The following is a 16,321-nucleotide window of genomic DNA, read 5'->3' as shown; positions in this document are numbered from 1 at the left end:
AATGTTTTTGAAAGTAAAAATTAAATTGTATTATAGTGTAGAATGTGCGACCTATATTTTAGGGTTAACACGATTAAAAGATAAAGTATGTTTAAGAAAATATTCGGCAGTTCAGAGCCAAAAGAAGAAAAGGTGTTACCATGGCAATCTTTAGAAGAGGTGACGCAATTAGATGTTATTGCTGAAAAATCTATGGTTAAACCGCAACTCCTATTTAAGCATTCTACGCGTTGTGGAATTAGTAGAATGGTATTGAAACAGTTTGTTTCGGATTATAATTTAGATCTTAATATAGACTTACATTTTTTAGATCTATTAAGTTACAGAGCGGTGTCTGATGCTATTGGGACAAAATTTGAAGTCGTACACCAATCTCCGCAAATGTTAATTATAAAAAATGGTGTTGTGGTGGCTCACAGCTCTCATGGGGCTATAAATGAGATGAATTTAGAAAAATTTGTTTAAACCTTAAAAATAAACACCCCTTAATGTAGTGTTAGATTAAGGGGTGTTCATTTAAGTTACTATAGCTTTAATGGGTTGTCACTATAATCTTCTTATGAATAGTCTTGTTTTTTGTTTCTACCTTAAGAATGTGAGTGCCTTGAGCGATATGCTTTACAGGAATCCGTACTTGGTTAAGACTATTTGAAGTTGGGTTTGTCCAAGTTGCGAGGGTTTGGTCGGCAATATTAACAAGTTGAATCGTTTTAATGCTATCCTCTAACGGAGCTTGTACAAAAATCGCTTTGGATTGGTTTAAATACCGAATTGTAACGGCGTTAAAAGTCGCGTCTGAAATCCCTAAAGTTTCCTGATCTTGAAAGGCTAAATAGAATCGGTCCGTATAGGTGCCGGCTTCCAAGTACTGCTGGTAACTAACAGTATTGAATCTTGTATAGGTTTCTAATAGCGCATCGTAAATATACACATCAATAGGAGTTTCAAAATTTTCTAGAGTGTGAAGACTTATTTCTACATTTCCCGAGAGTCCTAAAATCATATCTAAAGGATACACTTTAGTGGCTTCAAATTCGCCCACACCTTGAATAATATAGCGTTCTCCTTCAATATTGAAAGATAAGTCACTAGGGAAGGTGTCTGCATTTAAGGCGTCGTAACCATAGTCTACACCGTCTGTAGCCGCATTGTCTGATGTAAATCCGAGTAAAAGCTGTCTTACGGCACCTTCTGGTGTGGTAAAGTTGAAATAAATACGTCGGATAACGCTTTCTTCGGAGTTTGTTTGGTTCAGGTCTTCCGTATTAAGCGTTCCATTTGAAGGTCGGAAGAACAACGATGCTCCTGAAGCTTCTGTTTTAAAACAACGTTGATTGTTGTTGAATGTAATTAAGCCTCCCGTTTCATTCCCTGAGACAAAGAAACCTTGTCCTATTGGGATATAGCGTTCTGGGATTTTACTCGCATTTCCAGCGCCGTAAATTTCGGATGGTGCGGTGACCGCTGGAGCACCTCCTGTATAGTTGTAATACGAATAGCGCCCTTCATAGTCAGCCAACATATGCGAATTATTGCTCGGTGCTTGTTCCCAAAAGGTAATTGTTCCGTCATCCAAAACGTTTTCGTTATCGGCTATAAATTGATCTGCATCTAGGGCCGATGGATAAGGATTTCCTAATAAGGTATAATTAAAACCTCCTCCCAAAGAAAGATTAATTTCTCCGTTGTTTGGTTGGCCTTTAAAGGTGTAATTCTGAGGGTCTTCACTAGAGCCACTGCCTTTCATGGTGTAGCCCAATCCAATAGCTACTGCGGTGTTTTGAGAAATAGAAGACCAGTTGGAATAATCGGATTCAGCATCATTAAAAACATATAACCATCGCGAACTTATGGTTAATGGAGAAGGACTTCCGTTGTAATTAGTGGTCCAATTTAACGGGGTGTTACCATCAAACAGAATGCTGCTCAGTTGGTAGGTTCCCGCGGCATTGCTTACAGGGCTTCCCCAATAGTTGTAATTAAATTTATTACTTGTGCCTTGTTGATCTCGTTCTAAAATTCCTGTTCCATTAGTGTCTACAATACTGCCTTCGTGCTGTATCAATTGCGACTCACCAACCAAATCTAAAGTACCGTCGATTTTTAAATATTTACGGACAACAAGAGGTTGGTTGTTAGAAACCGTTAACGTATGATTAGTGTCTACAATTAGCCCCAAGAGTTCCATAGGTCTATCTATTGTGACATTGTGAGTCGTTTTTACAATATTCCAATACACATCGTTGGTGTTAGGCGCCATGAGATGTGTACCACCTTGCCAGGTGTTCGCCACATCCCAACTCCCATTGGTTTCGGTAACATAGGGGAGTGGAGCTTTAGCAGATTGTAAAGCGCTCATATTATTTAATTGTCCAGACGCTCCGGTATTAGCGTTTAGAAAGCCATTTGTAATATCCGTCGTTCCTTGATTCATCTTGTAATAGCCTTCTAAATTATTCCATAATAAACCGGTTGTCACTTCAGGACCTGTAATACTTCCAATAACACCATTGTTATTTTCAATTTCTTGATTCATCATAATTCTAATTTGCTCTGTTGATAGCGCAGTATTCCATATACGGATTTCATCTAGCCATGCATCTAAATGATGGGTAGGCATGTTGTCTTCACGGGCCATTGCTCCGATAAGCATGTCGTAATCGTTAAGTAATGGGGCAGAGCCTGATAGTGTTGCCTTTTCTATACCATCAAGATACATGGTATAGCTGCCGTTGTAAGTAATGGCAATATGGTACCAACGGGCAGTACTAATATTTCTTACGGAGATACTTGTATTGTTATTAGCGTTAAAGGAAATTGTACCGTTGGTAAGGCTTAAATCGTAACCCGTATTGAGTTGTTCTGCGTTACGTTTAGATAAAATGGTTTGTTTGGAATTACTTTGGGTATTAGGTTTTAGCCAGAGTTCAATACTAAAGTTTTGAAGTAGATTATAATGATCTCCAAAATCGATATACTCTTCATTTCCAGCGAAAATTAAATTACTTCCACAGTTAGGAATTGTAAAGGTTAGGCTATCCGTATCGTTATCGCATACGGAAGCCGTATTAATAGCATTCCATGTTAACTGATACGTGGTGCCGCTTTCACCAGTAAATTGAGAATTTGGGGAAGTAGGATCGGAGAAATATCCGGTTTGAGGTGTGGCAGACCAAAAGCCTGAGACCTCATTGTTTGCTGCTAATGTAATTGTGGTATTCTCACAACTTAATGCAGTTTGGTCAGGACCAGCATGGGCCACATTATAAGGTATGATTTCAATATCTAATGTTTCGGTAACCGCATTACATGGTCCGTTAGGGGTGTTGCTTGTAAATGTAAAAGTCTTAGTTCCGCTAGAACTAATGAGGTAGGTTGCCGTGGCGCTATTTCCAGTAACAGTGGTCGCTAATGGGGTTCCCGAAATACTCCATGTTCCACTTGTGGCAGTACCACCTAAAATTGCTTCTAAATTTATAGCGTCTTCTGAAGCACATATAATAGGGGAGGCTGTGCTTAAGGTTGCAGTAGGGATCGGGTTAATGTTTAGGGTTCCTGATAATGTTTTTTGGCCACAGCTTAAGTTTGAAGTTATGGTATAATTAAAGACTCTTGTTTCTGTAGGTGTACCACTTATTGTAAATGTTGTGCCATTATAATTAGTACTTAATCCAGAAGGAAGTCCTGTTAAAGTTGGGGTGCTAAGTCCATCGCCAACATAGACAGAGATCGTTTCAATTGCCGCGTTTTCACAAAGGGTCTGATGTTGTGTCTCTGGTGCTGAGGTGAGATGAAGAAAGGGTAATTTTGACATAAAAGAAATATCATCTAAACCAAAATCATTTCCTGCTAAAGCCGATTGTAAATTACGAATTTCAATATCGACTACAGTCTCCGAAGGTCCCGTGGTATAAGTACCGTAAAACTGGGTCCAATTATCAGCGTTTAAATTATTGTTGTTGGGATGCGCAGCTAGGACAGGGGAGGTTCCAATATTAGTACCGTTAATATTAAAAGTAAGTTGCGCATAAGGTCCATGGCTATTTAAGCTCATGGCCCAAGCCGAAAAGTAATATTCTGTGTTCGGTTCTACAGTTACATCATTTTGAGCCCACACAATTAGTGAAGTGCCTTTACCATTAACGGCCATAAAATAACCCTGACTATCTCCTGTATGATCATAACCCCAAAAACTGTTATGTACATTTTGGCCGTTTTGGGTTATAGAGTAACCGCGGTTGTCTTGGTCATTTTGTAATTCGTTATTCGTGTTGTTTTGGTCTTCAATATAAAGGTAGTCTGAAACAAAATGAGCGTTGCCTAAGTTAAAATCTCCATTAATTATAAGATCTTGAGACATGTTATATAAGGTGCTATTGGTACATCCATGACTTGTTGTAGCAGTGACATTGCAAGCTCCAGATTGACTAATATATATTGTTGAACTTGTCTCGCCTGTGCTCCATAGCCAACTTGTAATATTTTGATTCGATGTAGCGGTTAACTGCACCATATTGCTTTCGTTTTGTGATGTACTTGGAAGATCTACCGGACAGTAGTTTGCGCTGATGCTTATTTCTGGTATGGCATATATTGAAATTGGATTAGCGCTATTTGTAGTACCTATTGGGGTGGTTATCGTGATTAATCCTGTAGAGGTATTAGGTGTCACGGCTGTAATTTCAGTATCGCTATTAACGGTAAAAGAAAGGGCTTAAGTGCCATTAAATTTAACGGAGGTGGCATTGGTGAAATTCCGACCCGTTAATGTTACTGTTTCGCCAACACATACGGCAGATGGAGAAAAATTATTAATAACTGGACGGAGAATAATCTCGTATGTAATGATAACCTTACCGTTGGCTCCTGCCCCTCCATCTCTAAAGCTTGAGTTTCCTAATCCAAGTCCTGAATGGTAAGCACCGCCGCCGCCGCCTCCGGGAATATGACCGGGGCTTCCGTGAGTAAGAATGCCACCGTTACCGCCAGTGTTAATCGTATTTCCAGAATCTCCACCTTGTCCACCTATTCCAAATCCGTTAGAACCACCAGGGGATCCTGGTATGTTGGTAGCACCTCCAGTTGCAGTTCCTCCGGCACCTCCAGCGTTATCAAAACTATTACTTTGGGTTCCTCCTTCACCGCCACCTACGGTTATCGATGTTTCGCTAATGGTGTGGTTTAGTGTAGATTCGCCTCCGGTATTACCAGATCCGGAATTAGTAGCGATAGCACCTCCAGCACCGATTTCATAGGTTATCGTTTCGCCAGCTGTAACTGTAAAAGTTTGCGTAGCATAAGCACCACCTCCGCCACCGCCACCGCCGCGACCTGTTTTTTTGGAGCCTCCACCAGAGCCACCAGCGCCCCATATTTCTACGGTAGCAGAAACGGCGTCAAGTGGAACGGTACTACTGTAAGTACCAGGTGTAGTTGAGTCTACATTTTGAGAAAAAGTCTTTGTAAAGAATAGTGAGAAAAAACAAAGGCTTAAAACTTTTACGAAATGAATTTTCATGTTTTATATAATTATACCTTAAGAAAAAGAGACTTAAACGTGTTGTGGGGAAGGGGTAATTTCTAACAACGTAACGACCTGATTTCCTTAAAAAAAATTTATAAAAAAGGACTATTCAAATTAGTTATAAGGGTATCCCAATATAAGACGTTAAATGTTAAAATCAAACAAAAAGCATCGATAAAATGTAATTTACATCGTTAAAATGTATTTTTTTGTGCGTTTTATGGTTAAATTGTTAAAAGCACGATTATGTTAAAATACGAGGAAAATCAAGGGATACGAGCAATTAATAGGGTAGAGAATTACCCTTGTCTAAGGATGGTAAAATTTTTAAAAAAAAATAAAAAAACACTATAAAATTGCATTTATTATAGTGTTAAGACTCTGATTTTGAGTTATTTTTAATGCTTAAAAGCAGTGAAAAAGCTAAATATAACTAAAAAGGGTAAAAAAAAACGCTCATATAGATTTATATGAGCGTGCTATTAAAAATTAAATTTGTTTCACATTGTATAGGATGTTATAATGCGTTTTAATTGTCGCTTTAAATCTTCACCTGTATCATATACCATATCTTCATCAGATGGAAACTGAAGTTCTCTTTGGTTTAGTATGCTGCGGTCATCGGCGTGCAGAGCACGACTGTCGCCTTGGTATCTTCCAAAAACATTTTCGAATATAAATTCACTAGCTATAGGAAAAGCATCAAGGACTTTGTTCTGTTTTAAGTCTGAATAAACCACATTGGCTACAACTTGTGCTGATTTGGTTTGTAAAACTTCATAAAACCTAGCCGTTACCGTTACAATTTTATCAATTTTAATATCATTACCAAGACTGTCTTTTTTTACATTTCCAGCACGATCTAATTCGTATTCCCAACCATCAACTATGTCTCGTTCTCTTATAATCTGACGTTCGCTCATGCGTTCTGGAGAAATTGAAATTTGCTTTAATTGCAGCTCCATGGCATAATCGTAATTCAGATCGCGCTCTTGAAACGAATGGTAAGTGGTCCAAAACTGATCTAAACCATAGGTGTTAAAATCTAAGAGCTCAGACTCTAAGCGTTCCGGAATAATCTGTTGAGTTTGATTCTGAATAGAAACATGTACAAAATCCATTCCTTTCTGGTGCGCCTCAGTCATTAGACTTCTCGTATTCTCAAAATTAGGATTAATCTGTTCTATATAATTAAAGATTTCATAGGCTTCCCTTACGTTATATTTATCATTAGAATTTAATAGGTTAAGTCCTTGACTCTTTAAGTAATTAGAAGTTTTATAGCGGTAAGAAACTAAATCACTACTATAATCCTTAAATTTAAATTCTATAGTCTGACCGTCAATTTGTAAGGGCAAAACTCTTTTAATTGCCGTTTGCCTTGCGTCTAAATTAGAATAGAGGCTATAGATGGTTTTGTATTGTTCCGGATTTCCGTCTTTCTTTAAATGTTTTATGGTTTCTAAATCTTCTCCAAGGGCCTTGTAAAACGCTTCTTCTAATAAAGCAATGTATTCTTGTTTGCTTTTTTTGTCTTTATTCGTTTCTAATTTTTCTAAAGCATCATCTATGGCTTGGTCAAAATTTCCATCACTAATTGCGCTTTTAATTTGTTTTTTAGCGCTACAAGATCCAAGTGCTAAAAAAAGAATAGATAAGAGTAAAAAATTTTTCATAATCTTGTGGGTTTAGGTTCGTGATTTAGCGAATCCAATTATGATGCCAAAATAAATAAAATATATGAGTTCCGTGAATTTAGATAGGTAAAGCGATCATTTTATTAAAATGTTTTATAGGCGTATTAAACGCCCTATTTTGAAGCGATGATTTTTAAGGTTAGGCCTTATAGCCTTATATTATTTCGTTTCTTTGCACGGCAATACGAATAAATGATGTTTAAACCGGAAGACAATTATTTTCACCCTTTAAAGTTGAAAGACGAAGTAAATTTACCTCAAGAATTTACGTATCCATTCTTATATGTGCCACATCCTTATTGTGTGGAAGCTGCTGATGAGGTTAAGGCGTATTTAAGTGCTCAACAGGATTTTGATCATAATTTTGGTTTAGATCCGGCTCTTAAAGGTTTACAAATCGGAAAGATGTTTGGGGTTATGCTAGTATTAAATGCTGAAGGACAATTAGGCTATATTAGTGCGTTTTCGGGGAAATTAGCAGAAAGCAATCATATCTCGGGTTTTGTGCCGCCAGTCTACGACACTTTAGATCCAAAAGGATTTTATAAAGAAGGAGAGACCTACTTAAACCAATTAACGGAGAAAATTTCGCAATTAGAGCAGCATCCCGATTTAGAAGCGGCTAAACGTAACCTTATAGCGGCGCAGGACTCCCAGATTCAGAAAATTACAGAGTTTAAACGCCAAGCCAAGGTAAGTAAAAAGTTGCGTCAACAACGGAGAACGCATGAGGCTCAAAATTTATCTGAAGCGGAGAAGTCTTTATTGTTTGAAGAATTAAAACAACAGAGTATTCAGAGTAATTTAGATCTTAAATATTTAAAATTAGCCTGCGATTCTGAGTTGGAACAAGCACAAGAACTATTAGACCGTCTTTTAAAGCCTATTGAAAAATTAAAGCAAGAACGTAAAGCCTTATCAGGTGAATTGCAGAAACAGATTCATCAAGAATATCGGTTTTTAAATGCTCATAAAGAGACTGAAGATTTATTATCCATTTTTCAACGTACGGATTTAGGATATCCTCCTGTGGCGGCGGGGGAATGTGCAGCACCAAAGCTGTTTCAATTTGCGTATCAAAATCAATTACAACCTTTAGCGATGGCTGAATTTTGGTGGGGGGTGGCGCCTAATAGCGAAGTGCGACGCCATGGGCAATTCTATCCGTCATGCCGTAGCCGTTGCGAACCTATTTTAGGGCATATGATGAAGGGCTTAAATGTAGAACCTAATCCTATTGCCTCTGCCGGACACTTTGATGGCACTTTAGAGATTATATATGAAGATGAGGCTATAGTTTTGGTAAACAAACCTCATGAATTCTTATCCGTTCCGGGAAAAACCATAAAAGATTCTGTGCTTATAAGGATGCAAGAGTATTTGCCTGAGGCTACTGGAGCATTATTGCTTCACCGGTTAGATATGTCTACCTCAGGGCTGTTACTTGTGGCCAAGACGGAAAGAGCACATAAGCATCTTCAGCGCCAATTTATTAATAGGAAAATTAAAAAACGTTACGTGGCGGTGTTAGATGGTGTATTGTCGTCTTTAAAAGGGACGATTGATTTGCCACTTCGGGTAGATTTAAACAACAGACCCCGTCAGTTGGTGTGCTATGAGCATGGCAAATTAGCAACCACAAACTATGAGGTGATAAACGTTAAAGATCATAAAACTAGAATTTATTTTTATCCGGTTTCCGGACGTACCCATCAACTTCGGGTGCATGCCGCCCATGTAAAAGGATTAAATACCCCGATAGTAGGGGATGATTTATACGGACAGCCTTCTAACCGCTTGCATCTTCATGCTGAAACCTTAAGTTTTGAACATCCCATAACTAAAGCTTGGATGAGCTTTAGTTGCACCCCCAATTTTTAAAAGATGTTTGTTATTGAACTATTTCAAGACAAAAGTTTCTGTACATAACAAGGATATCAATGTTTCTGGCATCAATGACGTTGAAACTTAAATGTGAATTAATATCAATTGTCCATTTCCTGATATTTATATAAAGTTATAAAACAAAAAAGAAGATTAAAGTACGGTACTCAAATCTTCTTTTTATAATGGTATAAGTCTAAAATTTATTTCTTTTTCTTCGGATTAAATATAGGAAGTAACTGTGTTTTTACGGTTCCAAATCCAATACGTGTACCATCGTTTTCACAATGCCCTCTCATAATTACAGAGTCGTAGTCATTGATAAACTTTCGTTCGGTACCATCTTTCATGGTTAAAGGTTTGGTTCCTTTCCAACTTAATTCTAACATAGAACCATAAGAGTCTGGAGTAGGACCAGAGATGGTTCCACTTCCCATAACATCTCCAGAGTTTACTGGACATCCGTTTACGGTGTGGTGTGCTAATTGCTGAGCCATATTCCAATACATATATTTGAAATTTGATTTGCTTACAATAGTTTCTTTAGCACCTTTTGGCTGAATAGCAACTTCTAAATTAATATCGAAACTTTTCTTTCCTTTACTTCTTAAATACTCTAAAGGCTTAGGGTTTTGTTTTGGGCTTTCAGTTCTAAAAGGCTCTAAAGCGTCCAAAGTAACAATCCATGGCGACATTGATGAGGCGAAACTTTTTCCTAAAAAAGGACCTAATGGAACGTACTCCCATTTTTGAATATCTCTAGCTGACCAATCGTTAAATAAAACCAATCCGAAGATGTATTCTTCAGCCTCTTCAATAGGAATTGGTTCTCCTAAATCATTAGCATCGGTGGTGATAAACGCCATTTCAAGTTCAAAATCTACAAGTTTTGACGGTCCAAAAACAGGAGTGTCAGCATCTGGAGGTAAGGTTTGACCTTGAGGTCTATGTACTGGAATTCCTGAAGGGATAATAGAAGAACTACGGCCGTGGTAACCAACAGGCATATGCACCCAGTTTGGCATTAAGGCATTATCAGGATCTCTAAACATGGTCCCCACGTTGGTAGCATGCTCTTTACTTGCGTAAAAATCCGTATAATCACCGACTTGTATAGGCAGTTGCATTTCTATTTCGTCTAAACGGAATAAAATAGTTTCTTTATGTGGAATATTATTTTTTAAGGTGTCGTTTTCAGCATCAAAAATCTCAGCGATTCTATTTCTTACCAGACGCCATGTTTTTCTTCCATCAGCAATGAAATCATTTAAGGTATCTTGAAGAAAAATATCATCGGTAAGGGGTATGCCTTCAAAATAACCCAATTGGTGTAAAGCTCCAAGATCAATAGCCGTATCTCCAATTCTAGTTCCTATGGTAATGATGTCATCTCTAGTAAGAAAAACTCCAAAAGGAATGTTTTGAATCGGGAAATCTGAGTTTTTACCAACATGTAACCATGAGGTACGATCTGGATTGTTAGCGGATAATGGCATATATTATTGTTGATTAATTGTTCATTAAATTCAGTCAAACCTACATAATTTTTGATATTTAAACTAATGTATTCACTATTTTTGTATTGATTTAACAAACACTTTATTTATGCAACGCGACGAACAAATATTTGAACTCATTCAAGCTGAAAAGGAACGCCAAATTGATGGTATAGAATTAATAGCTTCAGAGAATTTTGTAAGCGACCAGGTTATGGAAGCTGCAGGATCTGTATTAACTAATAAGTATGCTGAGGGGTATCCTGGTAAACGTTACTACGGGGGCTGCGAGGTTGTCGATGAGGTAGAGAATATTGCTATAGAGCGTGCCAAGACCTTATTTGGGGCTGCTTATGCTAATGTACAACCACACTCTGGGAGTCAGGCTAACACTGCAGTATACCACGCATGTTTAAAACCTGGAGATACAATTTTAGGTTTCGATTTATCTCATGGTGGTCATTTAACACACGGATCTTCAGTAAATTTTTCAGGTAAATTATATAAGCCAACCTTCTACGGGGTAAAGAAAGATACGGGGTATATTGATTACGATATGCTTGCGGATCAAGCTCAAAAAGAAAAGCCAAAATTAATTATTGCTGGGGCTTCAGCCTATTCTCGTGATATTGATTTCGCTAAGTTTAGAGAAGTTGCTGATAGTGTAGGAGCTGTATTATTAGCTGATATCTCTCACCCGGCCGGATTAATTGCAAAAGGAATTTTAAATGATCCCATGCCGCACTGTCATGTTGTAACGACTACAACTCATAAAACCTTACGTGGACCAAGAGGGGGAATGATCATGATGGGGGAAAATATAGACAATCCTTTCGGAATTACTCTAAAAAATGGAAATCTACGTAAAATGTCTAGCTTATTAGATTCTGGTGTTTTTCCAGGAAATCAAGGTGGACCTTTAGAGCATATTATTGCTGCTAAAGCGATTGCTTTTGGTGAAGCGCTTACTGACGATTTTATGCATTATATGTTACAGGTGAAGCACAATGCTAACGCTATGGCTAAAGCTTTTGTGGCTAAAGATTATAACTTAATTTCTGGAGGTACGGATAACCATATGATGTTAATTGACCTTAGAAATAAAAATATTACAGGTAAAGATGCTGAAAACGCTTTAGTAAAAGCAGATATTACTGTGAATAAGAATATGGTACCGTTTGATACGGAATCTCCATTTGTAACTTCTGGTATTAGAATTGGTACTGCAGCGGTAACAACAAGAGGTTTAAAAGAAAGCGATATGCCTTACGTTGTAGATTTAATTGATGAAGTTCTTGCTAACCATGATAACGATACCGTTTTAGAAGGTGTGGCTAAGAAAGTAAATGAATTAATGAGCGGACGTGCTTTATTTAATGCTTAAAACCTAGTCCTGTAGATTTTTGAGATACAGGAGCCTTAACAAACAAAAAGCCTTTCAATTTATTTTGAAAGGCTTTTTGTTTGTTAGTGTTGTTACTATTCTAGCTACTCGTTAAAAGTGGTATGGATGTAAGCGCCAGCGTCTATAGCACCTGAACGTGGATTGCCAAGTAAATCTGTTGCAACGGTGAATTCAGAACTGCCAATACCTATAGCTTCTGAATCGGCACCAATACGCATCTTATTATCATAAGGCGCTTCAAAATCGGGATCTTCATTAAAAACGTTATTCGCATAGAATGTGCTGTCTTCAAAATCGTAAATTCCATTACCTGAAAGATTCAAGTTATTAAAACGTAGAAGAGAATTTGAAAATTTAAATTGAAAGACGTCGCCTTGTTGCTCTAATAAAAATTCAGGATTATCATTACCATATATAATACAGTTGTTAAAATTCGCTTCGGTTAAGTCATTCACATAAACCGTATTATTTTCATCAACAATATAATCGTTTAAAAGTAGGGCAGGGTATTCTCTAAAGCTGCTGTTCCAGTAATTAGCAATGGTACAATGTGTAAAATTGTATTTTCCACCATAAGTTCCCGCAAAAGATGATTGTCCGGAGTTATTAAGGACTACATTTTCAGCGCTAATAGAGGTGGCTCTTCCTAAGATACCAAAGCTGCTGGTGTTGTAGATTTGAGAATTGGTAATCGTTAATTTGTCTGTAGTTGTATTCGGATTTCCTTCAACTAATAGTCCAACCGTAGCATTCTTTATAGTGGCGTGATTAATATGGTTATTCGTACTTCCGTTATAGAGCCAAATAGTACCCCATTGTCCGGGAATATCCTCGTATAAAGGTTCTAAACGATCCCCTTCAATAATAACTTCGTTTTCTAAGAGGTCAGGATTGCTACTAAGCGCACCATCAATGTGTAGTGAGGCGCCATCGGTTATGATAATTCCAGAATCGGCATGAAAATGAACCCGTGCTCCGGCTTCCATGGTTAGGGTTTTTCCGGTATTTACGGCAGCGTAACCATAGATTACATAAGGTTTTTCATTGGTGAAGGTTAATTCTTCATCAGTTAAAAACCGACCTTGAGTAGTCGTATCATCAATAACGCCATCGCCATCAATATCAAAACTTAAGGTTTCTATAGTTCCTGTAATTTCGTCTTTACTTGGATAGATAAAAACAGCATCCTTAACTAAAGTCACCACATCAATATCTTGTTGGTGATTCCCCGCGTCAAAAAGAATTCTGTCGGTGTATAAAAACTGATTCTCTAAAGCTCCAAGAGTATTGATATCTATAGTGGTTTCAATAAAAATATAAAGGCTATCGTTGGCCAATAATTCTACGTCTTCAAAGAATTTTCCTTCTTGGGCGCCTTCTAAACCGGTTTCGCCATCAACATTCATTCGGTATCGCGAGTCAGTTCCGTTTTCAAATTGAATGGTAGGGATCACAATATCCTCATCGCTACGGTTATAAACTTTAAGGTTATACGTGCTCGACCCAATATTAGAAAACACCGTATCTAAATAAATAGTGTCTTTGGCAAATTCTAATTGACCTTGACTCGGTGAGAATTCAAAATCGTTACGACAAGAACTCCAAAAGATTAAAATTCCAAAACAAAACATAAAGGATAGCAATCGCTTCATAAAAGAGAAATATAATTAAGGCTTAAAAATATAACTTTTGAAATTAGATTTTAGTATTGTAGCCTATAAATTACAAGACCTTTAGATTAAAGGCGTCGGGGAGGCTGTGTATTTATGATTATAAGGTTCGTGGTTTCTGGGGTTGGCATTTGTGCTTATAACAGGAAATGTTTTAAAGGCTACCTTTTGAGAACCACTAGAAAGCGCTTACTCTTGTTTTAAACTTTCTTCTCCGTACTCTTCTAAAAGAATTAAGAATAGTTGACTGTTTACAACCAATGCTTCTAATAATTGCATTTTGTTTTCTTCTTTGAGTAATTCCGAACTGAGTTGTTTAGACGCGCAATAATCTAAAAAGAGATAATTATAGGCTTCAGGAATTTTAAGGCTTTGGGTTAATAACTCCTGATTAAAAAATGAGCTTGTTTCAATGAGGGAGGTGAAATTCTTGTATGTAATGACTGTGGGGGTTTCTGTCTTTGGTTTTTTAGATTTTATTAAGTTGTAGAGTTTTTTAGCGAGGTAAACAAAATCTATACCTTGGTTATTACCTAAAGGCGCATATTTTTCAGGATGATTTTTAATATCTTCTTGAATAATACTTTTAAGCTCAATATTGTAGGTTTCTTCGGAAAAGACAGGTTGTTCGGGTTCTGCTTTTACTTCAACTTCATCGAGTTCATTCAGAATTTCTTTGAGCTCAAAGACGGCCATACTTCCAAAGTGAGAGGGTTTTAAAACTACGGTTTTTTGGTGATAGAAAAGGGACTGAAAAATAATACTATCTTGAACTTTAGCTTCAATTTTAAAATCACCATCAGCATTGGTAATGGTCATTCGGTTTTGCGTTTTATTAATCACCTTAATATTCTTCAGTACACTTTTGGTGTCGTAGACTTTACCGTTTAAGGTTTGAGAGAAGTGAATAAAAGGAAGGAGACAGAATAAAAGGCTAACCGTAATGTTACGCATAATAGGATGGATTGATGCGTTAAAGAAAAGGGTTTAAGCCCTAAATGTTGCGCTTATTAGTTAAACTTTAACCTAAAGAATTGTTAATTAAATAATTCTGAAATTTCTGGGATAATACGTGTTGGCCGTAATGTTTTATTGTCAATGAGACACCATTTGGCCTTAGAAGCGACTACGAGTTGGTCCGTTTTGGCATTGATAATTTCTACATGCCGTGTTGTAGATACGCCTTCTACCACCGGAACAAAGGTTTTTAAGATTAAAACATCACCAAGTAAAGCTTGATTTTTATATTCAATAAAATGATTGACTAAAAACCAAGAGTAGGTGTCTGTTATTGTTTTAGGGGCATAGGTGAGCCAATGTTCTTTGGCAATATCTTGTACCCATTGCACATAACGCACATTGTTAACGTGGTTGAGGTCGTCAATATCGTCCTCACAAACGGTAATGGTTTTTTGAAATACTTGCACGGATGTCTATTTTTTTTGAAGTTTCACTTCAAATAATTTATCCCAATTTTTTCCGGTTACAAAAATGGTGTTACGTTCTGGGTGGTAGGCAATACCATTTAAGACATCGAGTTCTGGGTGTTGCGTTACTAATTTTCGTAACGGTTTAAAATCGATCACCCCTTCAACACCTCCTGTTTTAGGATTGATGATAACCACACCATTACGTTGGTAAATATTCGCATAAATTTTTCCATTAATCCATTCCATTTCATTAAGGTTCGGAATTTTCCCTTTTTCCGTATAAACCTCAATATGACCTTTTTCATTTAAGTTGTCTGGGTTAAGCAGGTAAATTTTTTCAGTCCCGTCTGATTTATATAAAGTATTTCCGTCATTACAAATACCCCAGCCTTCTTTACTTGTGCCATAATTAAAAGTACTGAGTCGTTCAAAGGTATTAACGTCGTAAACAAATCCGCGTCTAGCTTGCCATGTTAATTGATAGATTTTGTCGTTTAAAATGGTTAATCCTTCACCAAAATAGGAATCATCTAGGTTAATGTTTTTTAAAACTTCACCGGTTTCAAAATTTACTTTTCTCAATTTAGATTCGGTACGTTGTCCTGTACTCTCATACAATTCGCCCTTATAAAATTCTAAGCCCTGCGTATAAGAGGTCATATCATGTGGGTAAACATTTACCACTTCATAAGTATAATACGATGGAATAATATTATTAAAAATCTGAATGGATTGTGATAAGGTTTCTTTTTTATCGCCAACCATAAGTTCAGCTGTAATATTTTTTTCGCCTAAAGTCACAGCATTTAAAATAGCATTCTCCTTTATAGGTTTCCCGTTTAATTGATAATTTACACTTGAAATCTCTAAATTTTTAGGATTGTTAATAGAGAGGTTAAGGGTATCGCCAAGCATTAAAGATTGAGCACCTACATTAATTGATAATCCTGATTGTTTTGAAGCGTTAGTATCTCCACATTGGAATAAAAGGAAGCTGAAGGCTAAGAGAAAAAGATAATTATAGTGGCGCATGGCGAATATTGGATTTTTTTTGGCAAGTTATTAAATAAAATTCAGTTTGAATATGCTTTTTAGCGTCTAAATTCAATGTGTTTTTAGCATTTTTCTAGAGGAAGAAGAAGATAAATTGGGATGAAATTTCAACTTAGAATTTCAAAATAATAGATTTTATCGAGTAATTTCTGTCTAAGATTC

At 36.9% G+C, this 16,321-nt stretch carries 11 protein-coding genes; 3 read left to right on the top strand and 8 right to left on the bottom strand.

Going from position 1 to position 16,321, the window contains the following annotated elements; all coding sequences use genetic code 11:
• Positions 1 to 87: 87 nt before the first annotated feature.
• Positions 88 to 465: a bacillithiol system redox-active protein YtxJ gene (gene ytxJ, locus DFQ08_RS12875; RefSeq protein ID WP_114310424.1), complete on the top strand. Its 378-nt coding sequence runs from the start codon at positions 88 to 90 to the stop codon at positions 463 to 465.
• A gap of 67 nt (positions 466 to 532) precedes the next feature.
• Here ytxJ and DFQ08_RS12870 read toward each other — a convergent pair whose 3' ends face one another.
• From DFQ08_RS12870 to DFQ08_RS12860, 3 genes are all read right to left on the bottom strand, one after another.
• Entirely contained in the window at positions 533 to 4,672 is a 4,140-nt protein-coding gene (locus DFQ08_RS12870) for a LamG-like jellyroll fold domain-containing protein (RefSeq protein ID WP_147269478.1), read from the bottom strand.
• 42 nt (positions 4,673 to 4,714) lie between these two features.
• A complete protein-coding gene (locus tag DFQ08_RS12865; RefSeq protein WP_114310422.1) occupies positions 4,715 to 5,518 on the bottom strand; it encodes a glycine-rich domain-containing protein in 804 nt (267 codons plus the stop codon).
• 506 nt (positions 5,519 to 6,024) lie between these two features.
• On the bottom strand, positions 6,025 to 7,200 hold the full coding sequence (locus DFQ08_RS12860) for a hypothetical protein (RefSeq protein ID WP_245935437.1): 1,176 nt from the start codon (positions 7,198 to 7,200) through the stop codon (positions 6,025 to 6,027).
• Positions 7,201 to 7,413: 213 nt separating this feature from the next.
• Between DFQ08_RS12860 and DFQ08_RS12855 the strand changes: the two genes are divergently transcribed.
• The gene (locus tag DFQ08_RS12855; protein ID WP_245935436.1) at positions 7,414 to 9,102 is read left to right on the top strand and encodes an RluA family pseudouridine synthase; all 1,689 of its coding nucleotides are present in this window, start codon (positions 7,414 to 7,416) and stop codon (positions 9,100 to 9,102) included.
• A 206-nt stretch (positions 9,103 to 9,308) separates the two neighbouring features.
• Here DFQ08_RS12855 and fahA read toward each other — a convergent pair whose 3' ends face one another.
• Positions 9,309 to 10,601: a fumarylacetoacetase gene (fahA, locus tag DFQ08_RS12850; RefSeq protein ID WP_114310420.1), complete on the bottom strand. Its 1,293-nt coding sequence runs from the start codon at positions 10,599 to 10,601 to the stop codon at positions 9,309 to 9,311.
• 109 nt (positions 10,602 to 10,710) lie between these two features.
• On the opposite strand from fahA, the gene glyA reads away from it, so the two are divergent.
• The gene (gene glyA / locus DFQ08_RS12845; protein ID WP_114310419.1) at positions 10,711 to 11,985 is read left to right on the top strand and encodes a serine hydroxymethyltransferase; all 1,275 of its coding nucleotides are present in this window, start codon (positions 10,711 to 10,713) and stop codon (positions 11,983 to 11,985) included.
• 104 nt (positions 11,986 to 12,089) lie between these two features.
• Here the strand turns inward: glyA and DFQ08_RS12840 are convergent, their stop codons facing one another.
• The 4 genes from DFQ08_RS12840 to DFQ08_RS12825 all read right to left on the bottom strand — a co-directional run bounded on the left by DFQ08_RS12840 (position 12,090) and on the right by DFQ08_RS12825 (position 16,138).
• A complete protein-coding gene (locus DFQ08_RS12840) occupies positions 12,090 to 13,658 on the bottom strand; it encodes a hypothetical protein (RefSeq protein ID WP_114310418.1) in 1,569 nt (522 codons plus the stop codon).
• Between the two features lie 207 nt (positions 13,659 to 13,865).
• Complete coding sequence (locus DFQ08_RS12835) at positions 13,866 to 14,630, bottom strand: hypothetical protein (RefSeq protein WP_114310417.1); 765 nt, start codon at positions 14,628 to 14,630, stop codon at positions 13,866 to 13,868.
• A gap of 83 nt (positions 14,631 to 14,713) precedes the next feature.
• Positions 14,714 to 15,103, bottom strand: a complete 390-nt coding sequence (locus DFQ08_RS12830) for an acyl-CoA thioesterase (RefSeq protein ID WP_114310416.1) — start codon at positions 15,101 to 15,103, stop codon at positions 14,714 to 14,716.
• 6 nt (positions 15,104 to 15,109) lie between these two features.
• Complete coding sequence (locus DFQ08_RS12825) at positions 15,110 to 16,138, bottom strand: glutaminyl-peptide cyclotransferase (RefSeq protein ID WP_114310415.1); 1,029 nt, start codon at positions 16,136 to 16,138, stop codon at positions 15,110 to 15,112.
• Positions 16,139 to 16,321 lie beyond the last annotated feature (183 nt).

Source organism: Winogradskyella arenosi (genome assembly GCF_003337305.1).
Taxonomy (GTDB): Bacteria; Bacteroidota; Bacteroidia; order Flavobacteriales; family Flavobacteriaceae; genus Winogradskyella; species Winogradskyella arenosi.
This window is presented reverse-complemented; position numbering and strand designations above follow the sequence as displayed.

What these genes read in the sequence shown, in the direction of transcription:
- DFQ08_RS12835 (WP_114310417.1), bottom strand. Translation starts at nt 14,630, where the DNA reads ATGCGTAACATTACGGTTAGCCTTTTATTCTGTCTCCTTCCTTTTATT.
- fahA (WP_114310420.1), bottom strand. Translation starts at nt 10,601, where the DNA reads ATGCCATTATCCGCTAACAATCCAGATCGTACCTCATGGTTACATGTT.
- DFQ08_RS12825 (WP_114310415.1), bottom strand. Translation starts at nt 16,138, where the DNA reads ATGCGCCACTATAATTATCTTTTTCTCTTAGCCTTCAGCTTCCTTTTA.
- DFQ08_RS12840 (WP_114310418.1), bottom strand. Translation starts at nt 13,658, where the DNA reads ATGAAGCGATTGCTATCCTTTATGTTTTGTTTTGGAATTTTAATCTTT.
- glyA (WP_114310419.1), top strand. Translation starts at nt 10,711, where the DNA reads ATGCAACGCGACGAACAAATATTTGAACTCATTCAAGCTGAAAAGGAA.
- ytxJ (WP_114310424.1), top strand. Translation starts at nt 88, where the DNA reads ATGTTTAAGAAAATATTCGGCAGTTCAGAGCCAAAAGAAGAAAAGGTG.
- DFQ08_RS12860 (WP_245935437.1), bottom strand. Translation starts at nt 7,200, where the DNA reads ATGAAAAATTTTTTACTCTTATCTATTCTTTTTTTAGCACTTGGATCT.
- DFQ08_RS12865 (WP_114310422.1), bottom strand. Translation starts at nt 5,518, where the DNA reads ATGAAAATTCATTTCGTAAAAGTTTTAAGCCTTTGTTTTTTCTCACTA.
- DFQ08_RS12855 (WP_245935436.1), top strand. Translation starts at nt 7,414, where the DNA reads ATGATGTTTAAACCGGAAGACAATTATTTTCACCCTTTAAAGTTGAAA.